We start from the raw sequence: 26836 nt of genomic DNA, 5'->3' as shown, positions 1-26836 counted from the left end.
GTGTCAGTACAAGAACTTTCCGAGAAGTGCAGCTAGGTCGGACCCGTCCGACGACGGAACAGTGGTGAACGTGCCACCGGTGACTGTGGACACCGCCTCCAAGTCCGCAGTATCGGCATTGGTTCCGATCGATATGACATCGACCGCTACAGGTCTGGCCGGATCGACAAGCTTGGTGATATCGGTCGACACACTCTCGGACGACTCCGCCGGATCGTCGTTCGGGCCGTCTGTGACGATGAGGACGCTGTTCGGCCTTCCCGGGACGAAACCTTCGAGTGCAGCACGGTATGCCGCGATCATCGACGGGTAGGTCGAGGCTACTTTCTCGGGTTTCTGGCTCTGTGCCGCAGCAATGAGCGCTTGCCGTCTGCTACCGGCAGGAAGCTGTTCGGAGACCGTGCCGGTGGGAACCAATATCCGATACGGACGATCTTCGTCCAGATCCTTGCTGTCGGACCACAAACCCAGTTCGGTCGAATCGATGACTGCGTCGAACTGTGCGGTGAGTGCAGATGTGACGTTCTGCAGACGCGATCGTCTACCTTCTTCGGTCTCCATCGATGTCGATACATCCATGACAACTGTCGCTCGACGCTCTGTTGCAGGATTCGTCACAGCGTCGAGCAATGCTGTGCGGACGTCGGGTCCGGTTGTGGCGCCGAGAGGTGATGATCCAGGAGGGTCGTATCCCGCGTCGGTGAACATCTTCGAGTTCTCCGCTTGCAAGATGAACTCGACGAACTGGGCGCCGGCACGCCTGAGCGTCTCGTTCATCCAAGGCCCGGACATGATGACCGACGGATAGTCGATCGACACCGTCGAGCCGGGTGGTGCATATCCCGTCAATTCACTCTGACCGGACGTACCGAGTTGTTGTTCGGTCACCGGAACCGAATGGATGTCGCCATCGGGTGAGAGCTCTCCTGCCAACCTGGACAACGCCATATCCGTGGAATCGGGTACCGCAGCCGCAACCCCGCGGTCTGTGGTCGCGAGAGCGGCCAACGCAGACCGCGTCGGCGACTTCAGGGGCAGTTGCAGTGTTGTCATCGGCACATCGGAGGAGGGTGTTGTCGACGATCCGACGGCGGCGAGAACCGCTGTCGTCGCATCGGAGTCCCGTCCGACGGGGAGTTGCATCCGAAGGCCACCCCATCCTGGAAGAGAGAGGCCGAGCAACGACTCCGGATTGCTCTGCAGTGCAGGGAGATCGGCCCAACCGACACCCTTCGCTTCCAGTGCCGCAGTCAACTGAGGAGGACTCGCAAGCACAACAGGGGTGCTCGCAATCGTTTTCGGCGTCCCGTCGACGGTTCCAGCCGGAAGCGCGGTGATCGAGTTGGACGAACGTGGTATCCACAGCGCAGGGATCGGTCCGAGAGCCGAGGCGTCCCAGCTCGGCTCTCCTGCTGCCAGTGCGCCGGCGATGGCAGTCGAATCCGCCACCTCCACCGCGACGGAAATGCAGTGATCGCGAACGACGGGTCCGGTAGCCGCGAACCGTGTCGCGAGGTCGGTAACTTGCGAGGCAATATCGGGATCCACCGTGACCGACAAAGTCTCGGCACCCTCGACGCAGGTTTCCGCTGCCGCAGCACCCTGATCTGCTATCCGATCACGCAATTCGAACCACCCGAACACGGCGAGCACCACCACGATGATGGCGCCCACCGTGATCAATGGGCCTTTGCTGATACTCCGTATTCCACCGGAGTTGCGATGTTCACCCACGTGCGAAGGGTTACGAGACCGTCAGTTGCCCGCGGCCTTGTACTCGCGTCTGCGTCGATGCAGAATCGGTTCGGTGTATCCGCTCGGCTGCTTGGCCCCTTGGAAGATCAACTCGCTGGCGGCCTGGAATGCGATGTTGGTATCGAAGTTGGGAGCCAGGTTCTTGTACGTCGGGTCGGACGCATTCTGGCGATCGACGATGGGGGCCATGCGTTCGAGGCTCGCACGGACCTGATCCTCGGTGACGATGCCGTGGCGCAACCAGTTCGCGATGAACTGGCTCGAAATCCTCAGCGTCGCGCGATCTTCCATCAATGCAATGTCGTTGATGTCGGGCACCTTGGAGCAACCGACACCGTGATCGATCCACCGTACGACGTAGCCGAGGATCGACTGTGCACTGTTGTCGATTTCCTTCTGCTTTTGCTCTTCGCTCCAGTCGGTGGCGGGGGCAAGCGGAATCTCGAGGATCTCGTCGACGGTCGCGCGCTTGGCCTTTGCCAATTCGAGCTGGCGGGCGAAGACGTCGACCTTGTGGTAATGCAATGCGTGCAAAGTGGCCGCGGTGGGAGAAGGAACCCATGCGGTGTTGGCGCCGGCCTTCGGGTGGTTGATCTTCTGCTCGAGCATGTCGTGCATGAGATCGGGCATCGCCCACATGCCCTTGCCGATCTGTGCCTTACCCTTCATGCCCGCCGCGAGTCCGGTATCGACGTTGAAGTCCTCGTACGCCGAGATCCACTTCTGGGCCTTCATCTCGCCCTTGGGGACCATTGCGCCGGCCTCCATCGAGGTATGGATCTCGTCGCCGGTGCGGTCGAGGAAACCGGTGTTGATGAAGACCACCCGCTCCTTCGCTGCCAGGATCGAAGCCTTCAAGTTGACCGTGGTACGACGCTCTTCGTCCATGATGCCCACCTTGAGCGTGTTCTCCGGTAATCCGAGCACCTGCTCGACGCGGCCGAAGAGTTCCGCGGTGAACGCAACCTCATCGGGTCCGTGCATCTTCGGCTTGACGATGTACAGCGAACCGGTTCGGCTGTTGGAGAGGACGTTGTCCGCGGTCAACGAGTGCATTCCGGTGAGCGAGGTGAACAGCGCATCGAGGATGCCCTCGGGAACTTCGTTGCCATCGGCGTCGAGAATGGCGTCCGAGGTCATCAGATGTCCGACGTTACGGACGAACAACAGTGAGCGTCCGTGGAGTGTGACAGGTGACCCGTCGACTCCGGTGTACGTGCGATCAGCGTTCAGAACGCGAGTGAACGTCTTTCCGCCCTTGGAAACATCCTCGGCGAGATCGCCTCTCATCAATCCGAGCCAGTTGCGGTAGCCGAGAACCTTGTCGTCGGCGTCCACAGCCGCGACCGAGTCCTCGAAGTCCATGATGGTCGTTACTGCCGATTCGAGCAGTACGTCCTTCACGCCCGCCGCGTCGGTGGCACCGATCGGGCTGTTCGAATCGATCTGAATCTCGAAATGCAAGCCGTTGTGCACGAACAGAATTGCTGTTGGTGCATCCGGTGTCCCGTTGTATCCGAGTAGCTGCGCTGGATCTTTGAGGCCGGTGGTGGTTCCGTCGGCGAGGGTGACTGTCAGCGAAACCGCGTCGACGACATATCCGGTCGATCCGACATGTGACCCGGACGCCAAGGGGGCTGCCTCGTCGAGGAAATCGCGAGCGAAGGCGATGACCTTGTCTCCACGAACCTTGTTGTAGGAGGTGCCCTTTTCTGCGCCGTCCGTTTCGGGGATGGCATCTGTGCCGTACAACGCGTCGTACAACGAGCCCCAACGGGCATTCGATGCATTGATCGCGAAACGCGCGTTGAGTACGGGAACGACGAGCTGTGGTCCGGCCGTCGACGTGATTTCTGTGTCGACGCCTGTGGTGGCGACGTCGAAGTCGGCGGGTTCGTCGACGAGGTAGCCGATTTCCTTCAGGAACGACTTGTACGCCGCACGGTCGTAGTCGATTCCGGAATGCTCACCGTGCCAGGCGTCGACCTTGCCCTGAATCTCTTCACGAACGGCCAAGAGCGCCTTGTTCTTGGGGGACAGATCGGTAATTACCGCTTCGGCACCGGACCAGAACGCCTCCGATTGCACACCTGTACCCGGAAGTGCCTCGTTCTGTACGAAGTCGTACAGCACCTTGGCGACTTGAAGACCACCGACACGAACTCGCTCAGTCATGAATTCCTCACTCTTTCCGGTCTGGGCGCCCAGAAGGGCGGTAAAACGACATCGGCTCTAATGTTACTCGGCAGTAAGTCGGACGCCGTACCCGCCGCTCACCAGTAGATTCTCGCATCGCATCGCCAGCTCCGAACGGAGAGGGGCAGCCCTGGCCGACAGGTCGGTTTGCGCGCGCACATACTCTGCCCGACCGGCCGGTGTTTCGATTGCGATAGGCGAGAGGCTGTAGGCGGAGAGGTCGTACGGACTGGCGCGCATATCGATCGTTCGAGCATCGAGTGCAAGCTCGAAACAGTCGAGCACAAGGTTCGAGTCGATCAACGGTGAGAGTTTGTAGCTCCACTTGTACAGATCCATGCTCGCGTGCACACAACCAGGCTGCTCTCGTTCGGTCCTACTTGCCGGGGACAGGTCGAGAAAATTTTTGGGGGCGGCGTCGGGGGTGAAGAACCTGAACGCGTCGTAATGCGTGCAGCGAATCTTCATCGACTCGACCACTGCATCGGTGCCGTCGTGGCCGAGCCGAAGCGGCACCGATCCGTGTCGCAAGGCTGGCTGTCCACCCCGATAGACCATCGCCCACTCATGGAGCCCGAAACATCCCAGATTGGGTTGGCGTGTCATGGTCGCCTCGAGGAGGTCCCGGGTGAACACGATGGCCGAACGCCGCTGCTCGACCAGAGAGCGCCGTACCCGATACCCGAAGTCCGGTCCGGCTACCTGTTCGTAGGACGCGAACGCAGCGTAGTCCTGAGCGGATTCACCGGTCAGGACTACCTCGAAACCTGGGTTCCAACGCTTCAGGTGGCCGGGTTTGTAGCTGTAGTAGGTGAACAGAAAATCGAGTACTGGATGTGTGATGCCCTGTGCCCGATCGTGCAGATAGGCGCCGATCAAGCGGTTGACCCGAGCCGAGTGGTCCGCACGTCTGCTCGTCCACTCCGGCTCCGTCAACGTCGCCGACTTCTCGGTTGCTGAGGTCTGCATCATCGGTCGAGGCTCGTCATCTTTCAGTTCTCGCCACCGGAACGTGCCGGCGAAGACTGGCCCGGCGACGGCCCTGCGATGCGGTGCGTGCCGTCACGGACGGTTCCGACGAACTCCTCTACCAAGTCTTCCAGTGCCACGATCCCGATCATCGTGCCGGACGAATCGCTCACCGCGCCCAGGTGACTGCTGGCACGCCGAAGTCGAGTCAACGCGTCGTCGAGCATGGTCTCGGAGGTGACGACCGGCAGTCTTCGAACCTCGGAACGCGGTATGACCGTCTCCGGACCAGCAGCATCGTCGAGCATGTAGCTCAGAACATCCTTCAGATGGAGATATCCGACCATCGATCCATCCTCGGCTTGGACCGGGTATCGCGAGAAGCCTGTGGCGATCACTGCCTCTTCGACGGATCCGAGCGTAGGACCGGAGCCGGGTTCGAGGCCGGAGAGTCGAACGCTGCGGACCTTGGCGGATGGAATGAGCACCTCGGCCACCGTGCGCCCGGAGATTTCCAGCGCCTGAGTGAGGCGTCGGTGCTCTTCCTCGTCGATGAGACCTTCCGATCGTGACTCACCGATCATCTGCGAGAGCTCGACAGCGGACACCGACGAATCCAATTCGTCTTTGGGCTCGATGCGCAGTGCACGCAATGTGAGGTTGGCGCACATGTTGTAAAACGAGATCAGCGGTTTGGCCAGTTTGATGAACATCAGATGGATAGGAACAAGCAACATTGCCGTCTTCTCCGGGCCTGCGATCGCGATGTTCTTCGGGACCATTTCGCCGATGAGGATGTGCAACACCACGACCAGCGCCAGTGCAATGGTGAAGGCGATCGGGTGCAGCAGGCTTTCCGGGATTCCGACGAGATCGAGTGGCTTCTCGATTAGATGTGCCACCGCCGGCTCGCCAACGCGGCCGAGGAGGATGGAACAGATCGTGATTCCCAGCTGTGCCGCAGCAAGCATGAGGGACAGATTCTGACTGGCCTCGATTACCGATTTTGCATTCTTTTTTCCTTGCGCCAGCAAGGATTCGAGTCGGTCACGACGCGCCGAAATCAGTGAGAACTCGGCTCCCACGAAAAACGCATTGCCTCCGAGAAGGAGGACGGCGAGAAGTACCGAGAGATAATCACCCACGAGCTCTGTCCTCCGATCGGATCTGCTCTATCACGTCGGGGCCGACCGGTCGCAACATCACTCGATCGATCCGTCTGCCATCCATTCTGGTGACTCGACCCACCCATCCACCATGCGTATCGGCGGGGTCTTCCTCAGGTGGATCGGGCAGGATCACGCGGTCACCTTCGACAGGAATACGGCCCAGTTCGGTCAACACGAGTCCGCCGATGGTGTCGTACTCGCCTTCCGGCGCCCGGTACCCGGTGGCGGCTGCCACTTCGTCGATTCGGAGCAGTCCCGAGCACAGCCAACTGTCCCCGAACCGCTGGACGTCGATCTCGGGCTCGTCGTGTTCGTCCCTGACGTCGCCGATGATCTCCTCGATCAGGTCTTCCATGGTCACCAAGCCTGCTGTGCCACCGTATTCATCGACTACGAGGGCAACTTGCATGCCGTCGGAACGAACGCGCTCCATCACCGAATCACCGTCGAGACTCGACGGCACGACCGGTACATCCTGTGCGAGAGAGGCCAGGCGAGTCTCTGCACGCTTACCGATCGGCACGGTGAAAGCATGTTTGATGTGTACGACACCGACAGTGTCATCGAGGTCTCCGTCGACTACCGGGAAACGCGAAAAGCCAGTTCTAGCTGCCGTTTCTATAAGGTCGGATACCGAGTCGGACACCGACAGTGACTCGACTTTGACCCGGGGTGTCATCAATTCCTCCGCGGATCGCTCGCCGAACTTCAACGATCGGCCAACGAGTCTGGCCGTGCCCTCATCCAGGGATCCTTGGCGCGCAGACGTGCGCACGAGCGATCCCAGCTCACTCGCTGATCTCGCCGAGCGTAATTCTTCGGCAGGTTCGAGTCCGAGTCTGCGCACCAACCAGTTGGCAGAGCCGTTGAGTCCGTTGATCGCCCAGCGAAATACCATCGAGAACCCGGACATTGCGCCTGCTGTCGCCCTCGCAGTTCCCATCGGCATCGCGATTGCGATGTTTTTCGGGACCAGTTCACCGAAGATCATCGAAAACGACGTCGCGATGATCAGCGCTGCGGCCAACGACACAGCGGATGCAACGGAAGTGGATGCGCCGAGCGCAGTCAAAACTGGGACGAAGAAGCCAGCGAGGACGGGTTCGGCGAGATAGCCGGTGATGAGTGTGGTGATGGTTATGCCGAGCTGGGCCCCGGAGAGCTGGAACGACAGCGTTCGGTGTGCACGTTGAACCTGGCGTGAGCGCGCATCTCCGACGGTGCTCACCGACGAGTCGACTGTGCTCTTCTCGAGCGCTGTCAGAGAGAATTCGGCTGCCACGAACAACGCGGTACCTGCGGTAAGCGCCACGAAACCGATGAGGCCGGCGACGCTGATTACTATGTCCATCCGCTACCGCCGCCGAAGTTCCGAGAGGAGCATCGCACCCTGGCCGGAAGCAAGTGCGCCGCGGCCGAATGTCACCCCGCCGCGGTGTGGAGTTAGCTTGAACGATGGTGGATCGCCGGGTTTGTCTCCCGGCTCGATAGAGGAGCCCTCCGAAGTGGATCCCTCGTCACCGGACTCGGTCGGCGCAGTCTCGGTGCTGGTGATGACGGGTGCCTCAGGCACCTGGTTCCCTTCTGTTGTTCCGCGACGAATCGATCGGCGGAAGTGAGTTGTAAGCGTGAGCCACCATTCTACCGGCTGTCAGGCACGAGGTCGGATCTCGGGCCGAACCGACCGCCGTCACAGGTCACCACCCGGATGGAAGCGGGCGACCTTCGGCGAAGCCGGCCGCCGACTGCACACCGAGCACAGCGCGCTCATGAAGTTCTGGAAGGGTGCGGGCACCTGCATAGGTACAGGTGCTTCGAACTCCGGAACAGATGTAATCGATGAGATCCTCGACGCCGGGGCGATCCGGGTCCAAGCGCATCCGCGAACTGGAGATTCCCTCTTCGAACAGCGCCTTCCTTGCTCGATCGAACGCACTGTCGGCCACCGTGCGTGCCGCGACGGCGCGCTTGGACGCCATTCCGAAGCTCTCCTTGTACGCGTTGCCCGCTGAATCGAACCGAAGATCGCCAGGTGACTCATAAGTACCGGCGAACCATGACCCGATCATTACGTTCGCCGCGCCCGCTGCCAACGCAAGCGCGACATCTCGGGGATGGCGGACCCCGCCGTCTGCCCAGACCGAGGCACCCACTTCGGCGGCAGCCGCCGAACACTCAGCGACGGCCGAGAACTGTGGTCGGCCGACTCCAGTCATCATCCGTGTCGTGCACATCGCCCCGGGCCCGACGCCGACCTTGACGATATTCGCGCCGGCGGCCACGAGATCTCGAGTCGCTGTAGCGGAAACGACATTGCCTGCCGCGAGTGGGACACCGAGATCGAGAGACCGGACCGAAGCCAAAGCGTCGAGCATCTTCTTCTGGTGGCCGTGCGCGGTGTCGATCACGAGTAGGTCTGCACCGGCCTCGACGAGCGCCTGAGCCTTCGCCGCGACATCGCCGTTGATTCCGACAGCGGCCGCGACGCGCAGACGCCCCGAACCGTCCACAGCGGGCGCGTAGATGCCGGTACGGATTGCCCCGGTGCGCGTCAACACACCGGCGAGTACCCCATTCGGTCCGATCAGAACGGCAAGTCCCTCATGAGCGGCATCCAACGCATCGAAGATCGTACGAGGGGACGCATCGGACGGCACCTTGACGAAGTTGGTCGCGGCGACAGATTGCAGTCTGGCGAACCGGTCGACATCCGCACAGGTCGACTCGGTGACGACACCGATGGGTCGGCCGCCTTCCACGACGACTACTGCACCGTGGGCCCTCTTGTGCATCAACGCGAGTGCGTCCGACACCGACGCATCCGGACCGAGTACGACCGGAGTGTCTGCGATCAGATCCCGGCTCTTGACGAACGCGACGGTCTCGGCCACGGCTGTGGTCGGTAGATCCTGAGGAAGAACGGCAATACCACCCCGACGAGCAACAGTCTCGGCCATTCTGCGGCCCGAGACGGCGGTCATGTTCGAGACGACAATAGGGATGGTTGTACCCGATCCGTCGACAGTGGAGAGGTCGACATCGAACCGAGAAGTGACATCGGTTCGGTTCGGGACGAGAAAAACATCGTCGTATGTCAGGTCATAGGGCGGATGTTGGCCATCGAGGAACTGCACGTTGGGTCAGCGTACCCGTCATCGCGCGACAGGGTGTCCGGTGACCTTTGCTTGCGCTCGCGAGAGGGCAACGGTTGCAACGATCATCACTGTCACGCACACCGCGATGACCACCAAGGAGAACGCGTCGTCGCGAACGCGTTCGTCCAGGACGGTGATTCCGAGAAACGCGGCTCCGAACGGTTCCCCGATGGTGATAGCGGGAAGTGAAGCAGACAACGGACCGGACTGAAAAGCGCGCTGCTGGAGGTAGAAGCCGAGGATTCCGCACCCGACGAGTGCGTATGTCTGCCAGGCAGTAACTGCTTCGACAAGACCGGTTCCCAAAAGATCGGTGACGTACTTCGTCAACGCAACGGCCATCCCGAAGAGCACTCCTCCGGCCGCACCCAGCAGCAGTGCTCGCCAACCCGGGTTGGTCGACAACAACCCCGCAACAGTGGCGACCAACACGACGCCCGATGCAATGGCCAACGGAATCATCCAGTCGGAAAACGGTGCATCGGAGTTTCCCTCCGTTGGGTCACCGACGACGATGAACACCGCGAGCGCGGCTGCCAACGCCACCGCCCACACCCATGTCGAACGCGTCATCCGGTAGCCGGCGAATTTGGCAGACAGAGGGAGTGCGAACAGCAGCATCGAGACGATCAAGGGTTGCACTACGAGGACCGAGCCGACCCACAGTGCGGCAACCTGAAATCCGTACCCCCCGATGTCGCCGCAGAGACCGGCCCACCACCGTGGGCTTCGGATGAGTGTGGTGATCAGCGATTGGCCCTCGGGTACCGCTGAGGCGGCACTTTGTTGAGCGACCGATGCGCAAGCGAACAGGAATGCTGCAATCAGTGCCAGCACCATCGACAACACCGGAAGTCCGTTCATCGTCGACCCGATCGACCTGGCTTGTCCCGGGTGCGCCGAGGCACCGGGCGTTTACGGCGCCCGACCTCGCGTGTGCGCCCGGTCTGGTCGACTGTCGGTGTCACTTCGACGATCGGTGACCCCGGAGGTGCCTGCGCACCCGTGGATTCGGCCAGCGCTGGACTCGACGCCGTCACATCGGTGAACTCCGCCACGATTCCAGCCTCGGCGGCTAGTGTCTCGACGTGCGATTGCTGGCTATCGATGACCAGCGTGACGACGGTGCCGATCTCGCCTGCGCGCGCTGTGCGCCCGGCGCGATGCGTGTAGTCCTTGGCATCAGCCGGCGGGTCGACGTGCACGACAAGAGTAATTCCGTCGACGTGCAGGCCACGTGCCGCGACGTCGGTGGCGACCAGGACAGGAACCGAACCGTCCGCAAATGCAGCGAGAGTTCTGGTTCGATTGGCCTGAGATTTGTCACCGTGCAACGCGAGTGCAGGCACGCCCACTTCGCGCAGGGCCGCGGTGAATCGATCCACCGCATGCTTGGTGCGCAGAAAGATCATTGTTCGCCCTGTTCGCGCCGCGATCCGCAGTGCGATCGAATTCTTGTCGGTGTCGGCCACTCGGAAGAAGAGGTGTTTCATTGTCGCCTGGGCGAGTGGGGGTGGCTCGGCGGAGTGAATGGCGGGGGAGTCGAAGTACCGCTGCACCAGGTCGTCGACATCTCCATCGAGGGTCGCTGAGAACAGCATTCGCTGTCCACCTTTCGGGGTGCGGTCCACAAGCTTTCGCACCTGCGGCAGAAAGCCGAGATCGGCCATCCGGTCAGCTTCGTCCACCACTGTGATGTCGATGTCGGTGAGCGAGACAGCGGCGTGCTGGAGGAGATCCTCGAGACGTCCTGGGGTAGCCACAACGACGTCGACGCCGCGCATGAGGCGTTCGGACTGGCGCTTCATCGGCACCCCGCCGACGATTCCCATCACTCGGACGCCCAACGCGAGTGCCGGTTCCTCCAGTGCCCGTTCGATTTGCAAGGCCAGCTCACGTGTCGGAACGAGTACCAACCCGCGGGGACACTTCGGGCGGCTACTCGCACCCGACAGTCGCTGGAGCATCGGCAATCCGAATGCAAGGGTCTTCCCCGATCCGGTCGGCGCGCGACCGAGAATGTCTTGTCCAGCAAGGGCATCGGGGATCGCTGCCGTCTGAATGTCGAACGGAACATCGATACCGATCCGACGCAAAGCATGGACAAGGACAGGTCGGAGTCCCAAATCGGCGAACGACGTTTCGGAACGGGGCATAGCGGAACAGTACCGCCCGGCAACTTTCTGTCGGTGCCATAGGCAATCATTCTCGATACGAACATACGTTCGAGACCATTTATCCGGCCGGCCTTTTCGCTGTTGGATCCCGACAAGCTTGGGGGAGCTATGTGTGCAATGTGTGACGGGCAGTCGATGGAGGACTACGTGCGGAACGTGCACAGCCTCGTGGACCGCCATGGCTGGGCTTTGCAGTATGTCAATTCGGAGGTGAATTCGAACTTCGATCCAGACGATGCCGGGGTGATCGAACCGGCATTCTGCTACACAGTCGGTTTGACGGCCCTCGGCCACCCCGAGTTGATCGTGACGGGGCGATCACCCGGGGAATCTGCTGCGGCATTGAACACGCTGGCCAGGCGGGTGATCCTCGGCGGTCGGGCGTTCGAGCCCGGCATGGAGTGCACGGCAGCTGGTTTCAACTTCCACTTCGTCGACGTGACGTACTGCGAAGAGTGGCTCCTCATGGCTTCGGAGGTGTACCCATCGGATCGGATCCGCGCGGTCCAGGCCGTGTGGCGTGACTACCAGGGGGACTTGCCATGGGAAGGCGACGTGTCTTCGACGATCGTGCAACCCATTCTCGGAACACCGCTGGGCTGGGGTCTGTACGACTGAATACGAATTTTGGATCTTGTTGGGCGACGGTGCGATGGCAACCATCGGACATGTGGTGGTTGCCACCGCACCCTACGGCCGTGCTCGGTTGAACTCAGGCTTGAACTTCGCTTCGGTCACCGCTCCAGAGCGTGTGGAACTTGCCCTCGGAATCGATGCGCTCGTAGGTGTGCGCGCCGAAGAAATCTCGCTGGCCCTGAGTCAATGCGGCAGGGAGCCGTTCGGCGCGAAGTGCGTCGTAGTACGCCAGCGAAGAGGCGAAGGCAGGCACCGGAATGCCGAGTGACGCCGCGGTGATGACGACGCGGCGCCAGCTGTCGATTGCGTCTTCGATCGCGTCACGGAAGTACGGCGCGAGAATCAAGCTCGGAAGCGAGGAATTGTCTTCGTACGCATCTTTGATTCGGTTGAGGAAGCGTGCACGGATGATGCAGCCTCCGCGCCAGATCGTGGCGAGATCACCCGGGTGAAGGTTCCAGTCGTACTCGGTGCTGCCTGCCGCGATCTGATCGAACCCCTGCGCGTACGCAACGATCTTGGATGCGTACAACGCCCGACTGATGTCGTGCGTGAACTGCTCGGCATCCGTTGGCTTGTCTGCGAGTACGCCCGATGCCAACCCGACAGCGGCCTCGCGCTGCGTACGCGAGCCGGAGAGTGCGCGTGCAAACACGGCTTCGGCGATACCTGTCACCGGCACGCCGAGGTCGAGCGCGGCCTTGACCGTCCACCGGCCGGTGCCCTTCTGCTCGGCAGCGTCGACGATGACGTCGACCAACGGCTGGCCTGTTTTCGCGTCGACCTGTCGAAGGACCTCCGCTGTGATCTCGACGAGGTAGCTTTCGAGGTCGCCCTTGTTCCACTCGGTGAAGACGTCCGCAACCTTGGCGGGTGAGTAGTCCAGCGCGTCACGGAACAGGTTGTAAGCCTCGCCGATCAACTGCATATCGGCGTACTCGATGCCGTTGTGCACCATCTTGACGAAGTGGCCGGAGCCGTCCGGACCGATGTGAGTGCAGCACGGTGTTCCGTCCACCTGTGCGGCAATGGATTCGAGGAGGGGGCCGAGTGCCTTGTAGGACTCGACTGGACCACCGGGCATGATTGACGGGCCGTTGAGTGCGCCTTCTTCGCCACCGGAGATTCCTGCGCCGACGAACAGCAGTCCACGCTCCTTCAGCGAAGCTTCGCGTCTGATCGTGTCTGTGTAGAGCGCGTTTCCGCCGTCGATGATGATGTCGCCCTGTTCCATGGCACCGGCGAGTTCTTCGATCACAGCGTCGGTCGGCTCGCCGGCTTTGACCATGATCAAGACTCGGCGAGGCTTCTGCAGTGCGGCGACAAATTCTTCGATCGTCTCAGTGCGAATGAACTTGCCTTCGCTACCGTGCGCCTCGAGGAGTGCATCCGTTTTGGAAATACTGCGATTGTGAAGCGCAACCGTATGTCCGTGATGCGCAAAGTTCCTGGCGATGTTCGAGCCCATCACTGCAAGGCCGGTGACACCGATCTGGGCGAGTTCTGACGAGTCCACTGCTGAGGTCATGAGTACAGCTTTCCTTGCCAAGCGCACAAACGAAAGCCAGGCACGCGCATCGCGTCGATCCAGTCAGCGAAATTTGTTGCCGGACAGAGCTCAGACGGTCGCAGCAACCAAAAATGGAGGGCACTGCTTCTTGCGAAGCGGTGCCCTCCATTGTCGAATGAACTGTGCCGATCAACTATCAGTGATCGCGCGCGGGCCCATCGAAACCGTCGTACGAGCGGCGATCGGTGCGGCTACGAAATCCGCTTGTCTTCGACTCTTCGCGGACGAATGTCGACTGCGTGCGCGGTCGGTCACCCTGGTATCCACCCGAACTCGGTCGGTCGCCTTGGTAGCCGCCGGTGCGCGGACGGTCACCCTGGTAGCCGCCGGTACGGGGACGGTCACCCTGGTACCCACCGGTACGGGGACGGTCACCTTGGTAGCCACCCGAACTCGACCGATCGCCCTGGTATCCACCTGATGTCGACCGGTCACCTTGGTAGCCGCCGGTACGGGGGCGGTCACCCTGGTAACCGCCGGTACGCGGACGGTCACCCTGGTAGCCACCCGAGCGAGGGCGGCTGTCGCGCCGGTCCCTAGGCGCACTGCTTTCGGCGCGCAATGGGTCGCCCGTCGGCTTCTTCGCTCCAGTAATGCTGTTGAGCTCGGCCGAGCCTGGTGCGACGTTGACCGAAGTCGCCTTGACTCCAGCCATGCCGGTCAGACGCTGAACCTGTCGACGCTGGTTCGGCAGGACTATCGCGACGACTGTGCCCTTTTCGCCTGCACGGGCGGTACGGCCCGCGCGGTGAAGGTAGTCCTTGTGATCGGCGGGCGGATCGACGTGAACGACCAGATCGATTCCGTCGACGTGAATTCCACGGGCTGCGACGTCCGTTGCAACCAAGACAGGCGTGCGCCCGGCCTTGAAACGCTCGAGAACGCGGGTGCGCTGGTTCTGTGCTTTGCCGCCGTGTAGCGACTCTGCAGCGATGCCGAGAGCGCGAAGGCGGTCGGTGATGCCATCGCATCCGAGTTTGGTCCGAGCGAACATGATCGTCCTGCCGTCGCGGGCACCGATCTCGGAGAGAACGACGTCCTTCTGGCCACGATCGACCATCAGCATGTAGTGATCCATCGTGTTGACACTGGCCTTGCCGTCCTGCGTCGAGTGCTCGACGTGATCGGGTAGGAACTGGCGAACGAGTGATTGGACTTCACGATCGAGGGTGGCGGAGAACAGCATTCGCTGTCCATCGGCCGGTGTGTCCGCCAAAACGGCGCGCACCTCTGGAAGGAAACCCATGTCGGCCATCTGGTCGGCTTCGTCGAGGGCAGTGATCTCGATGGAGTCGAGAATGCAGGTGCTCTGGCGTAGGTGATCGGCAAGACGACCTGGTGTCGCGACGAGAACGTCGACTCCTCGGCGAAGCTGCTCGACCTGCTTGTTGAACGGCGTGCCGCCAACCGCAGCAAGCAAACGAAGACCCTGCGCATTTGCGTAGGGGAGCAGGGAGTCCACGACCTGGAAAGCAAGCTCACGGGTCGGAACCAGAACCAGCGCGCGAGGACGCTTGGCTGCAGGCCTATCAGTGTGCTGTGCGAGGCGAGCGAGGATTGGAAGACCGAACGCCAGGGTCTTACCCGAACCTGTCTGTGCACGTCCGAGCACATTCTTCCCGGCAATCGCGTCGGGGAGTGCTTTGGCCTGGATCGGCGAAGGCACGGTGATGGAGTTGCGGGCCAAAGCGGCCACTACCGCCTCGGGAAGTCCGAGTTCAGCAAAGGTAACGACCGTGGTCGGTACTTCGTCCGCGGTGGGTGTAGTTGGTGTACTAGTCGAAACAGCGTGAGTCACGCAGTAAAACCTCTCCGGATTACGGGCACGCCACGAAGCCACAGCTGAGAAAAGACCCGCAGGAGAAGGGCACATAAAACAGCTAGATCACATAGAGACGAGCCAGGGCACTGTCACCTGGCCATCCTTGCGCAGTTGAACTTCGCGCAGAGTGGGGCTGTTTGTGCCTTATCGAATTACTAGGCCGCGATGGCGACCTAGGACTACTGTACGCGACCGGTCTTCGATTCATCGACTCGAAATATGTGAGCTGTCCTACTTCCGTGACCGAACGACACGTCTAGCCCGGTCCGAGTAGCCGACCGAGTTCGTCTAGCCACGGCATCGCGACGAAAATCGTCGGCAGAACCAAAATGATCGCGGCGGCAAGATACGCCGCAATACTGATGCGGATGTCGGTGCGAGGACCACCTAGACGTCGCACCCTGATCAGGGTGCTCGGGCCGCCTGCCGCGAGTGCACCACGCGGAGCGGTCGATCCGGCACACGTCACGAGTGCCCGAGCCAGCGGTGTCGGCCCGGTGACCTTGACGGCACAGTCGTCGGCCAACAGTTCGACGAGCAACTGCACGCTTCCGAGCGCGGATCGACTTCGGACTATGCGTGGAAAAGCCTCGTTGACTGCTGTGAACGCCTCGAGGACTAGATCGTGACGCGATCGTAGATGTGACCGTTCGTGACTGAGGATTGCCGTGATCTCGGACCTGTTGAGGTTGGTCAACACACCCTCACTGAGCACCACGCGTTGACGAAGGCCTGGGAGGCAATAGGCGATCGGTTCTACGGCGTCGAGAACACGTATGTCCGCGTTGCGCACGCCCGGGAACGGCCGTGCGGAGTCACTGCTGCGATCGAGCAGGTCGACTAAAATGCGATGTCGAGCCCGCCGACGCCGTGTTCGGACGAATACTTGAACGAAGGAGAACAGCAGCTTGGCGCCGATGCTCAAGGTGATTGCCAGCACGGCCACGTACAGGATCCATAACGGCAGGCCAAGTGCTTCGATCTCATCCGTCGGAGCTGTGGTTGGACGGCCGTCCGGACCGGGGACCAACAGTAGGCCGCCGATGGCCAGCCCCGAGCTGAACGCCGAGAGCACCGCAGCGATGGCAATTGCTTGCCAGAGGACAAGAGCTGCACGCGGCGCGTGGTAAGGCCATGTCGCACGACTGAACACAGCAGGAACGGGACCTGCAAGAAGCAGTGCGAGTACCGCGAAGACCAGCGCAGTGGTGGAGTTCATGTCCTCACTAACCGATGGCAGGGATCAATCGGATTGTGACACTCCGACGTGTGAAGTCGAATGTACATCCGATTGTGCCAGCTCCAGAGCCGCCAATGCTTCTCGGAGGGCCGCTGCTTCGTCTGCCCCTACTTGGCCGACGAAGTGAACCAAGGCTGCTGCTCGTCCACCGGACTTGGGCGCTTGCGCGAGTGCGTCCACCATGAGGCTCGCAACCAATTCGTCACGGCTGTGTAGTGGGGCATAGCGGTGTGCGCGATCATCGCGCTGCTGAATGACCAGCTGCTTCTTGGCAAGCCGCTGGAGCACGGTCATCACCGTTGTGTACGCCAGTTCACGATGTGCGGCGAGCGCTTCGTGCACCTGTCGAACAGTCTGTGGTTCCGTGGAATCCCACAGATGATCCATTACTGCACGCTCGAGTTCGCCTAGACCTGCCATTCAGCCAACTCTACGGGTAGTCCGACACAAATGCGTACTACTCCACGTAGTAACTCTGTGATCTCAATTGCAGCGTGGTCCTACTTGTTGCGTGGGGAATTCATCGACAGACCCAATTTAGTACCGAGACATGCCTATCCTGCAGTGATGTCAGAACTTCATCGAAGTCCAGCCTTCGACGTCCAGGAAGGGGCGGAGTGCACTCGATCGTGTCTCTTTCGCTGATCAGCGGCGCCACGCCGATCTTGGTATCGATCCTCGGCCTACTCGGTGCTCTGTGGTTACTGGTGTCGAGGCGACGGTGGTACCTCCTGCGCGCGGTACCTATCGCGCTCGTGATGGCCTCGGTCTTCGGATTCTCTCTTTACTACGTCGTGGAGAAGATGTGGCGGCCGTTTCCGGATCCGATCGAGGTCGAGATCTACGTATGGATCGCAGTCGGCACAGCCGCATTGCTGTTGGTGGTGCCCAGAACGATGGTGGCGTTGGGGTTGCTGGGTAGAGCGGCGTCGATTCTCGCTGCGCTACTCGTCGTTCTGGCGGTATCCGTGCAGGTAAACCTGGTGTTCTCGGCATATCCTACGGTCGCAACAGTGTTCGGGGTCGATTCGGCCGATCGAATCTCCCTCTCGGATCTACCCGGGCCAGAACCCGGCGTGATCACCGGCGATCCACTGGACAAGTCCTGGAATCCTCCGGCCGACATGCCGTCCGCCGGCAAGCTGACCTCGGTGTCGATTCCGGCGACAGCTTCGGGATTCAGCGCACGAGAGGCGCAGGTGTACCTGCCGCCGGCCTACTTTGTAAATCCGCGCCCACTGCTGCCGGTTCTGGTGCTTGTTGCCGGCCAACCTGGGGCGCCCGAAGATTGGCTGAACGGGGGCAGGCTGATCGAAACGATGGACGCATTTGCGCGCGAGCATGCCGGTCTCGCACCGGTCGTCGTGGTAGCGGACGCCACTGGCTCGGCCCTGGCCAATCCGCTCTGCGTGGATTCACCTCTGGGCAATGTGGCGACATACCTGTCCAAGGACGTGCCGAGTTGGTTCACATCCGCCCTGCAGGTCGATCCGAACCCTCGCAGTTGGACGATCGGGGGATTGTCGTACGGCGGGACGTGCTCACTGCAGATGGCAACAAACTTTCCAGATGTCTATCCAACCTTTCTCGATCTGTCGGGCCAGCTCGAGCCGACGCTCGGTGATCGAAACCGAACAGTGAACGACGTGTTCGGCGGGAAAGACGCGGCATTCGTGGCTGTCAATCCAATGGATCTGCTGAAGACGAGACGGTTTCCCGATTCTGGGGGCGTCTTTGTCGTCGGCGCTGACGACAACGACTACAAACCAGGGCAGAAGACGGTCTTCGAAGCTGCTCAGGCAGCAGGAATGGACGTCCGTTACTCCGAAGTGCCGGGTGGTCACAGCTTCGCCGTCTGGTCCGAAGGTCTGAAAGAGCAATTGCCGTGGCTGATGCAGAGAGTAGGGCTGATCTCGTGAGCAAAATTTCCGAAGGAAACCAACAGGTCCCATCGGAAGATGCGACAGCGCCGGACACGACCCCCGCGACCCCGTCTTGGCTCGACCGGCGAAGACTCCGAGCAGTGACGGTGTGGCACAAAGCGGTACGACAACTCGTGCGACTGCGGGCACTGATCGTATTCGGCGCCAAGGGAGCACCCGTCAGTTTCGGATTGCTGACCGCAGTCTTGGTATTCGGCATTCTCGGGGCGAGCATCGGGCACAACACGATTCATCGTGACTTCGCCGTCGGGATCATGCCGTTCGAGGAGTTCCGGGTATGGACAGCGTTGACCTCCGGGCTTGTCGCGCCGGGTGTTCTCGGGTACGTGGTAGCGATTGTTGCGATCCTGGTGGCCGCAGCTCCGATCGAACGAAGGATAGGTTCGGTCAAGTTTGCGATTGCTGCATTTCTCACGCAGATACTTGGTGCCTTGCTAGGCCTCGGAGTCGCAGCATTGGCCAAGACGTTCGATGCGGATTGGGGTTTTCGGCTGCATGTAGGGACTGCTATCGGGCCTACGACGTGGATCGTGGGTGTCGTCATGGTGGCAAGCGCTCGTATGGACACTTTGTGGCGACGTCGTATTCGCGTGGGATTGCTTGCGTTGTTGGTCACGCTGGCGCTGTTCAGTGGACATTTGCAGGATGTCATTCGCCTCGCGTCCGCTGTGGTCGGACTACTCCTCGGTCCCGTGATCGTGGGCAGATCTGCGCGGGGTCCACGGCTCGCCGGTACGCAGCGCGAAGGTCGTGTGCTCGTTGCGCTCATCGTGGCTGCAAGTGCACTCGGTCCGGTCATCGCTGCATTGAGTCCCGACGCCGTCGGCCCGTTCGCGGTGCTCCGCGACGTCGTGCGCGGGGTTCCTTACACCGCCGCCGAGGTACGCGAAATCTGTGCCGATTCACCCACCGATCCGGAATGTCGTACCGGCCTTCTGGAGTTGCGGTTGGGTGGAGTGGGTCCGACGATACTCTCTCTCATGCCGTCGATCTTCTTGCTGTTTCTGGCAGACGGCCTGCGGCGAGGTCGTAAATTCGCCTGGACTGCAACAGTTTTCGCACAGATCGTACTGATGGTGCTGTCGATGGCCAACTTTGCGATCAGATTCGTGGAATCGGGCGACGACCAGTCCGTCTTCTACGGTCTCGAGTCGCCGACGGCTTACCGCACGATCGTTCCGTTTCTCCTACCGCTTGCGGTTCTCGTTCTTCTGCTGCTGACGCGAAAGTTCTTCGATGTGTCGGCGCCGAAGGGGACGTACCGCACATGGGGCTTTGCTGTCGTCGGATCAGCAGTGGGTCTGGCTGTTCTGTACGTTCTGGGTGGTCTCGCGGCGCGCGGGGGATTCGACAACGAACCTTCGATCCTCGGATTGCTCGCGGACTTCCCCCAGAGGTTGGTCCCACCGGTGTATCTCCAGTGGCTGGAGCCACGGTTCTTGCCCGAGAGCATTCCGACCACGTTGCTGTTCGAATGGACCGGCGTCGTGTTCTGGGCGGCACTGTGCGTACTTGTCCTCAACACCTTTCTCACCCCTGCATACGGCGTCGATACCGACGCCACCGAACGTGCCAAGGAATTGCTGACAACCAGCAGTGGCAGCGCGCTGTCGTGGATGACGACCTGGCGTGGCAACAAATATTGGTTCGCCACCGATGCGCGGAGCTATGTTGCGTATCGCGTCATTTCCGGCGTAGCACTGACCACCGGTGATCCAGTGGGTCCACGAGAAAGATTGCGAGAAAACGTCATCGACTTCGCGGAGTTTGCTTCGAAGAACGGTTGGATTCCGTGTTTCTACTCAGTGACACCTCAGGTGCGGGAAATCACAGACAGTATCGGGTGGGGTGGCATCCAGGTGGGCGAGGAGACAATCCTCGACCTCGAGAATTTGGCTTTCACCGGGAAACGATTCCAAGACGTCCGTACCGCCTTGAACCGAGCAAAGAAGGCAGGTGTGGTCGCGGAATGGATCAGCTTCCCCGATGCTCCGCTCGCCATCACCGACCAGATCACGGCGATCTCGGAGGAATGGGTCGCCGATAAAGGAATGCCCGAAATGGGCTTCACACTGGGAGGCTTGGAAGAGGTCGACGATCCACACGTCCGATGCCTGATCGCTGTGGACGAGCATCGGACCGTTCACGGAATCACCTCTTGGATGCCGGTATACGAGAACGGCGAGATCGTCGGCTGGACTCTCGATTTCATGCGTCGCCGTGCCGAAGGCTTTCGACCGGCAATGGAATTCCTCATCGCATCGGCCGCTCTGCTCCTCGAGCAAGAGGGAGTGAGGTTCCTGAGCCTGTCCGGTGCACCGTTGGCCAAGATCGACGACGGCCGAGGTACGGAAATTTCGACGGATGCGTCGACGTTCTCGACTCTGCTCGATCGCTTGCTCGACGTACTGGGCAGGACCCTGGAACCCGTGTACGGATTCAGATCGCTGCTCGCCTTCAAATCGAAATTCCAGCCCAGGTACGAGTCCATGCATATGACGTTCGCCGATCCAGCGGCATTGCCGAGCATCGGAAATGCAGTCGGGCGGGCGTACCTACCCGAAGTCTCGCTGGGGCAGGGCTATCGACTGGTTCGAACGATGATCGAGCGTTAGCTCTCCGAGGAGAACGAGGTCGTGGCGACCGCTTGCCTCTGTGGGCCGCCGACGGCGCCGTAGACATGTCGAGTACCGATAGGAACGATGAGGGGGCGATCGGACACCGGGTCCTCGATCACTCTTGCTTCGAGTCCGAACACATCGAGTAGAAGCTTCTCCGAGATCACGTCCTGGGGGCGACCTGCCTCGACGATTTTGCCTTGTGACATGACGATGATCTGGTCGCTGTACCGAACGGCCAAATTGAGGTCGTGCAGCACCATGATCACGGTGCGGCCCAGGTCTTCGTGGAGTCGGTCGATCAAGTCGAGAACCTCCAGCGAGTGCGCCAGGTCGAGATAAGTGGTCGGTTCGTCGAGCAATAGAATGTCCGTGCCCTGTGCGAGCGCCATGGAAATCCAAGCCCGCTGGCGCTGACCTCCAGACAGTTCGTCGACCGGACGATCGGCCAGATCACCGACTCCGGTCAGTTCGAGGGCGTCCGCGACCTCGGACTCGTCGTCCGAACTCCACTGTCGAATCCAGGACTGATGGGGGTGCCGACCCCGCGAGACGAGGTCGGCGACTGTCAAGCCTTCCGGCGCAACGGGTGCCTGCGGCAACATCCCGAGGACCCGTGCGACGTCCTTCGTGCGCATCGACGAGATCGCTTTTCCGTCGAGAACAACCCTGCCCGACTTGGGTTTGAGCAACCGGCCGAGAGCGCGCAACAAAGTCGATTTGCCGCACCCGTTTGGCCCGATCACCGTGGTGATGACACCGGTCCGAACCTCGAGGCCGAGATTCTCTACGACGATGCGGTCTCCGTATCCGAGAGTGAGATCCTCCGCGACGAGACGTGGCAGATCGGTGGCGGTCATGCGGAGGCCTTTCGATTGCTGCGGACGAGAAGGTACAGAAGGAACGGTCCGCCGAGTGCGGAGGTCACGATGCCGACGGGGAGCTCTACCGGCAGGATCGTTCGCGCGATGAGATCGCTGCCGACGACGAGTAACCCACCCAGGATTGCCGACGCAATGATCGGCGGCCCGGGTGTTCTCACTAGCCGCAGTGCGATCTGAGGGGCTGCCAACGCCACGAACCCGATGGGGCCGGCAGCGGCCGTCGCGATGGCCGCGAGCGCTACCGCAGCGAGAAGCAACGCTGCCTGACGCAATTGCAGTCGCACGCCGAGGGATCGAGCATTGTCGTCGCCGAGGCGGAGGGCGCCGAGGGTGAAAGACGATACGACGGTCAGGCCGCCGACTATGAGCACCGCGCTCATGACCGGCCACACCGAACCCCAGTCTGCACCGTTCAGTGAGCCGTTGAGCCATAGCTGAGCTCGCGACACATCGTTGATGTCGGCACTGATGAGAAGCCATCCGATCGACGCTGTCAGCATGGCATTGATCGCGATTCCGACGAGGATCAACCGAAACCCCTGGACGCCGCGCTTCCATGCGAGTGCGTAGATGATCGCCGCGGTGGCGATTCCACCGATGAGCGCAGCGAGCGGCAATCCGAGGGTCGCGAGAATGCCGGCGAAGGTGCTACCGCCACCGAGGACGATGAGTGCCACGGCTGCAGCACTGGCGCCGGCGGTGATACCGAGGATGTCTGGACTCGCGAGTGAGTTTCGCGAGATGGATTGCGTCACAGCACCGGACATACCGAGTGCCATACCGACGAGCACTCCGGTAAGAGAGCGCGGCAATCTTAAGTCCATCACGATGAATCGCTCGATTCGTGTGCCGCCGCCGAGCAGAACGTCGATGACGTGCCCTATCGACAGGGGGAAGTCACCACGTCCGATGTTGATGCACATCAACAACAACAGGGCCGCCAGCAGAACGAGATTGACGAGCACCATGAAGGGACGCCGCACCAACGAAAGGCGACCGATCCGAAAACCGGGCCTGGATGGAACTGTCAGCTTTGTTGCCTCTGCCGACGTGGTCTTCGATTCCACTGTGGTCACAGGCTCGCTAGCTTTCGCCGACGGACCAGCGCAATGAAGAATGGGGCCCCGAACAGCGCAAGGACGATGCCCACCTGTAGTTCACCGGGTCGCACGACGACGCGTCCGATGACATCTGCCATCAGCAGCATCACGCCGCCCATCAAACCTGCATAGGGGACGAGCCATCGATAGTCCGGTCCGGTGACGACGCGGGCGACGTGCGGAACCACCAGTCCGATGAACGCGATCGGTCCACACGCTGCTGTCGCTGCACCCGTCAGCAGCGTAATGGCGATGATCCCGACAGTTCTGCTGAGTGCGATGTTGACTCCCAACGAGCGTGCGACGTCCTCGCCGAGGCTCATGACGTTGAGGCCAGGAGTGCTGGCGAGAGCGATGAGGACACCGAGTACGAGGAACGGAAGAACCTGCCAGAGGACGTCGAGGCCCCGGCCGGCAACCGAACCCACCGACCAGAACCGGTAACCGTCCAAGGTGGTCTGGTCTATCAGCACCACTGCATTGGTCATGGCCGACAGAAAAAACGCGACAGCGGCACCCGCGAGCGCAAGGTTGAGCGGACTCGCCTTCCCGTTCCCGATAGAGGACAACCCGAAGACCACTACGCTCGCCAGCGCCGAACCGGCAAAGGCGAACCAAAGGTACTGGCTGGGGGAGTTGAACCCGAAAAGGTAGATGGCGAGCACAACGAAAAAGGCTGCTCCGGCATTCAGACCCAGCAGTCCGGCGTCGGCCAAGGGGTTTCTCGTATGGCCTTGGATCAAGGCTCCGGCGATCCCGAGTGCGATTCCGACGACAAGCGCAAGAAGGGTGCGCGGGACGCGCAGGGTGCGAACGATGATGTCGGTATCGGTGCCGGTCGAATGCACCAGTGCGTTGCCGATCTCGGCGAATGTCAGCGGCCTCGCTCCGATGGCGATGCTGGCGAGAATCGCGGCTGCCAGCGCGACGGTCAGAACGAGAAGTCCGAACTGCCTACGTTTACGGATGGCCTGCACCGAGTTCTCGCGTGGGACGGGTTCGAACTGTTCGGCGTATGCGGTCTTTTCACGTACCACCTCGGTGCTCGAGCGGCCGAGAGCGAACTGTCTACAGAGTCCTCGACGGACACCGATCGGTCCTCGGGTTGTGGAGTCACGGACTACGAGTCCAGTCCATCGCATGCCAGTGCTCTGACCGTCGTGCCCAGTACGAAAACCCTGATTCCAGAGCAGCAACCCGACTGCAACGACCACCGAGATGGCTCCGAAGACGAACCTGTCCGCCTCACCACCACCATTGTCGTCGCGAAGAGAATCGACGATCGACCACCCGATCCCCAGAGGTAACAGCACGATCGCAAGGTCGACGAACGCTGCCACGACGCGGAGATACCACGGGGCAGGGCCGCGTGGAATCTGCTCTTTCGAAAAGTCCACGTCCGAAGGTGGACTGGGACTTTTCGATCCGAGTGATGGGGCCGTCGTCACAGTAGTAGTGACTCCTCACTTTGTTGAAGGTAATGCTGCTTAGGTTACGGAACCCTTTGTCCCTACCTACGTCCGGGAAGGCTAGCCAATCCATACAGGCTCATAAAAGCCGAAGCCTCGGTGTTCACTCGAAAGATTGGTTAGGCTAACCTACTGAATGTGGCTCTTCAGGGCTATGTCGTTCGAACAAGGGAGTGTTCTGGTGTCAGTTGCAACAACGACGTCCGATGCCTGGGCCGATGTGCATCGTTCGATTGGGTGCAGCGATGAGGGCGGTCCACTCGGCGGGGCGTGCGTCGGCCTTCGTGCCTTGAACTCGGACTACCCCCGCATGTATGCGGTTGCATCGATGGCGAACGAAGCCAAGCGTCGCTGGTGGCAGTTGGCAGTAGGCCTCGAAAATGGTCGAGCAGCACAGATGGTCACTCGTTCCCTCGAGGACGTGAAGACTCCCGACGTGGCAGCGATTCAGGTGGCAACCGCGCTGATTCATGCAATCGTGGGCCGCGTCGTCGCCTTGTTGGTTCTTCAGGGGCGTGCGTGGGATCCAGGCATCGACAATCTGTGGATTCACATGGACAGCGACGGCGGTATCGACTGGGCGGGGCTCACTTCGCCCGTGCTGAGAGTCTTGCCCGGCGACAGCTTCGATGGGGCTTCGGGGACGGTCACTCTTCCATGTGAGGAAGCGTTGCTGATCTGGACAGCCCACCGATGCATCACTTCCCTCGATGCCGTTTCTCGGGCGATCGCTGACTCTGCGCCTCTCGATCCGCAGGTCTTCTGGTCGTTGGTCGGTGATGCAGTACTCGGCGCATCGACACACGTGCCCATGTTGTCGAGATCGCTCGGAGTATCGAGTGCTCGTCGCGGACAAGCGCTTCTCGATGCCTTTGTTGCTGCCGGAGTTCCCGTCCGTTCGCGTCCCACCTCGATCGGACGAGTTCGATTTCGAGCGTCGTGAACACACCTTGCAGATGCAGTAAGGGTAGCCTAGGCTGACGGAAAACTAACGGACCGCGCCGGAGTCCTGAGGGCTGCAGTGACTCCCGGTCCTTGCCGCGGCGGGCTCTACATCCATTCGGATGTGGGGCCCGCCGATTTTTCTCGGCTGGGTCTCGTGTAGTTCTGGGGAGAACACTCGCCGCTCGCCACGCGCGGCCACCACACACTAGGAGGGCCTGAATGAGCCAGAACGAACCGAAGGCAACAACTCCCTCTGATACGAATGTCGATCCAGCCGACATCACCGAGATGGTCGCGCAGGGTTTCGACGGCACCCTAGGACTCGAGTATCTCGAAGTCTCCGGCGATCGAGTCCGCGCGACCTGGGACGTAACGCCCAAGCTCCACCAGCCAGCCGGGATCATGCACGGTGGCGTTCTCTGTGCCGTGGTCGAGTCGCTTGCCAGCATCGGCGGGAGCGTGTGGCTCGGTGACCGCGGACACGTCGTGGGCGTCAACAACAACACGGACTTTCTCCGCGCAACGCGTTCGGGTCGCCTCACCGGCGTAGCCACCCCGGTCCATCGGGGTCGCACTCAGCAGATCTGGCAGGTGGACATATCCGACGAAGCTGGAAAGCATGTTGCACAAGGCAAGGTTCGGCTCGCCAATATCGTCGACACGGCAATTCTGGGAAACGCCGCGACATGAGCCCGCGAGGAGATTGTCGGCGCGGCGTGAGCGCCGCGTTGCCGCGTCGATGATTCTCTTCGAACTCGACGCACTACCTTTGCAGTCATGAGTGAAACGGTCGGCAGCGGGATGTCGTCTCCGAGGGTCGGAGCGTTCGATCCCGAACACGTCGCCCAGGCACGTGCGGCAATCGCCGCAGTCGACGACATCGGGGTGTGGGTCCAACGCTTCGACCTGCTGGGCGATCCGACTCGGCTACGCATTCTGCTGTGCATGCACCGGGCGCCCGGCATTTGCGTCACCGATCTGGCATCGGCGCTGGAGATGACGCCGACCGCCGTCTCACACGCCCTACGCCTTCTTCGCAACGAGGGGTGGGTTGCCGTTCAGCGCGACGGCAAAAAGATGACCTACCGACTGGACGACGACGTCGTGCACAGCATGCTGCACCAACTCGGCGCCACCCATGCACGACATGTGCACGAATGACGCCGAGTGATGACCTTGGGTGAAGCG

General features: G+C 61.2%; 22 protein-coding genes. 6 read left to right on the top strand and 16 right to left on the bottom strand.

Going from position 1 to position 26836, the window contains the following annotated elements; genetic code table 11:
* Positions 1-3: 3 nt before the first annotated feature.
* From H2510_RS18580 to H2510_RS18540, 9 genes are all read right to left on the bottom strand, one after another.
* The gene (locus tag H2510_RS18580) at positions 4-1734 is read right to left on the bottom strand and encodes a substrate-binding domain-containing protein (RefSeq protein WP_315901433.1); all 1731 of its coding nucleotides are present in this window, start codon (positions 1732-1734) and stop codon (positions 4-6) included.
* Between the two features lie 21 nt (positions 1735-1755).
* On the bottom strand, positions 1756-3930 hold the full coding sequence (locus H2510_RS18575; RefSeq protein WP_186629770.1) for a malate synthase G: 2175 nt from the start codon (positions 3928-3930) through the stop codon (positions 1756-1758).
* Positions 3931-3993: 63 nt separating this feature from the next.
* Positions 3994-4920 (bottom strand): 3-methyladenine DNA glycosylase, encoded by a 927-nt coding sequence (locus tag H2510_RS18570; RefSeq protein WP_186629859.1) that lies wholly within the window; start codon positions 4918-4920, stop codon positions 3994-3996.
* Between the two features lie 23 nt (positions 4921-4943).
* Positions 4944-6065: a hemolysin family protein gene (locus tag H2510_RS18565; RefSeq protein WP_186629769.1), complete on the bottom strand. Its 1122-nt coding sequence runs from the start codon at positions 6063-6065 to the stop codon at positions 4944-4946.
* The gene (locus H2510_RS18560) at positions 6058-7440 is read right to left on the bottom strand and encodes a hemolysin family protein (RefSeq protein WP_186629768.1); all 1383 of its coding nucleotides are present in this window, start codon (positions 7438-7440) and stop codon (positions 6058-6060) included. The genes H2510_RS18565 and H2510_RS18560 overlap by 8 nt, the downstream gene beginning before the upstream one ends.
* A gap of 3 nt (positions 7441-7443) precedes the next feature.
* Positions 7444-7662 (bottom strand): hypothetical protein, encoded by a 219-nt coding sequence (locus H2510_RS18555; protein WP_186629767.1) that lies wholly within the window; start codon positions 7660-7662, stop codon positions 7444-7446.
* A gap of 124 nt (positions 7663-7786) precedes the next feature.
* Positions 7787-9223: a GuaB1 family IMP dehydrogenase-related protein gene (locus H2510_RS18550; protein ID WP_186629766.1), complete on the bottom strand. Its 1437-nt coding sequence runs from the start codon at positions 9221-9223 to the stop codon at positions 7787-7789.
* 18 nt (positions 9224-9241) lie between these two features.
* Positions 9242-10108, bottom strand: coding sequence for a DMT family transporter (locus tag H2510_RS18545; protein WP_186629765.1), 867 nt, complete (start codon positions 10106-10108; stop codon positions 9242-9244).
* Positions 10105-11400, bottom strand: coding sequence for a DEAD/DEAH box helicase (locus H2510_RS18540; protein WP_186629764.1), 1296 nt, complete (start codon positions 11398-11400; stop codon positions 10105-10107). Before H2510_RS18540 ends, H2510_RS18545 begins: the two co-directional genes overlap by 4 nt.
* A 138-nt stretch (positions 11401-11538) precedes the next feature.
* On the opposite strand from H2510_RS18540, the gene H2510_RS18535 reads away from it, so the two are divergent.
* Positions 11539-12039 carry a DUF4262 domain-containing protein gene (locus H2510_RS18535; protein ID WP_261393040.1) on the top strand — a complete coding sequence of 167 codons (501 nt, stop codon included), beginning with the start codon at positions 11539-11541 and terminating at the stop codon, positions 12037-12039.
* Between the two features lie 94 nt (positions 12040-12133).
* On the opposite strand, the gene gndA is transcribed toward H2510_RS18535, so the two are convergent.
* The 4 genes from gndA to H2510_RS18515 form a co-directional block, all read right to left on the bottom strand.
* The gene (gndA, locus tag H2510_RS18530; protein ID WP_084345361.1) at positions 12134-13585 is read right to left on the bottom strand and encodes an NADP-dependent phosphogluconate dehydrogenase; all 1452 of its coding nucleotides are present in this window, start codon (positions 13583-13585) and stop codon (positions 12134-12136) included.
* Between the two features lie 178 nt (positions 13586-13763).
* Positions 13764-15425 (bottom strand): DEAD/DEAH box helicase, encoded by a 1662-nt coding sequence (locus H2510_RS18525; RefSeq protein WP_397517386.1) that lies wholly within the window; start codon positions 15423-15425, stop codon positions 13764-13766.
* A 280-nt stretch (positions 15426-15705) separates the two neighbouring features.
* Complete coding sequence (locus H2510_RS18520; protein WP_186629762.1) at positions 15706-16668, bottom strand: M56 family metallopeptidase; 963 nt, start codon at positions 16666-16668, stop codon at positions 15706-15708.
* Between the two features lie 24 nt (positions 16669-16692).
* Positions 16693-17109 carry a BlaI/MecI/CopY family transcriptional regulator gene (locus H2510_RS18515; RefSeq protein WP_186629761.1) on the bottom strand — a complete coding sequence of 139 codons (417 nt, stop codon included), beginning with the start codon at positions 17107-17109 and terminating at the stop codon, positions 16693-16695.
* 197 nt (positions 17110-17306) lie between these two features.
* On the opposite strand from H2510_RS18515, the gene H2510_RS18510 reads away from it, so the two are divergent.
* On the top strand, positions 17307-18608 hold the full coding sequence (locus H2510_RS18510) for an esterase family protein (RefSeq protein ID WP_186629760.1): 1302 nt from the start codon (positions 17307-17309) through the stop codon (positions 18606-18608).
* Between the two features lie 104 nt (positions 18609-18712).
* Positions 18713-21247, top strand: a complete 2535-nt coding sequence (locus tag H2510_RS18505) for a phosphatidylglycerol lysyltransferase domain-containing protein (RefSeq protein WP_186629759.1) — start codon at positions 18713-18715, stop codon at positions 21245-21247.
* Here H2510_RS18505 and H2510_RS18500 read toward each other — a convergent pair.
* From H2510_RS18500 to H2510_RS18490, 3 genes are read right to left on the bottom strand one after another with little or no spacing between them, the layout of a single operon-like run.
* A complete protein-coding gene (locus tag H2510_RS18500; protein WP_186629758.1) occupies positions 21244-22110 on the bottom strand; it encodes an ABC transporter ATP-binding protein in 867 nt (288 codons plus the stop codon). The genes H2510_RS18505 and H2510_RS18500 overlap by 4 nt on opposite strands.
* Positions 22107-23210, bottom strand: coding sequence for an iron chelate uptake ABC transporter family permease subunit (locus H2510_RS18495; protein WP_315901432.1), 1104 nt, complete (start codon positions 23208-23210; stop codon positions 22107-22109). Before H2510_RS18495 ends, H2510_RS18500 begins: the two co-directional genes overlap by 4 nt.
* Positions 23207-24682, bottom strand: a complete 1476-nt coding sequence (locus H2510_RS18490; RefSeq protein ID WP_186629757.1) for an iron chelate uptake ABC transporter family permease subunit — start codon at positions 24680-24682, stop codon at positions 23207-23209. Before H2510_RS18490 ends, H2510_RS18495 begins: the two co-directional genes overlap by 4 nt.
* Positions 24683-24923: 241 nt before the next feature.
* On the opposite strand from H2510_RS18490, the gene H2510_RS18485 reads away from it, so the two are divergent.
* The 3 genes from H2510_RS18485 (at position 24924) to H2510_RS18475 (ending at position 26809) form a co-directional block, all read left to right on the top strand.
* On the top strand, positions 24924-25646 hold the full coding sequence (locus H2510_RS18485) for a hypothetical protein (protein WP_315901442.1): 723 nt from the start codon (positions 24924-24926) through the stop codon (positions 25644-25646).
* Between the two features lie 221 nt (positions 25647-25867).
* Positions 25868-26338, top strand: a complete 471-nt coding sequence (locus H2510_RS18480; protein WP_186629755.1) for a PaaI family thioesterase — start codon at positions 25868-25870, stop codon at positions 26336-26338.
* A gap of 87 nt (positions 26339-26425) precedes the next feature.
* A complete protein-coding gene (locus tag H2510_RS18475) occupies positions 26426-26809 on the top strand; it encodes a helix-turn-helix transcriptional regulator (protein WP_261393039.1) in 384 nt (127 codons plus the stop codon).
* Positions 26810-26836 lie beyond the last annotated feature (27 nt).

Source organism: Rhodococcus sp. BP22, assembly GCF_014281965.1.
GTDB lineage: Bacteria > Actinomycetota > Actinomycetes > Mycobacteriales > Mycobacteriaceae > Rhodococcoides.
The sequence above is the reverse complement of the archived record's forward strand: the minus strand, read 5'-3'. Positions and strand labels throughout refer to the sequence as shown.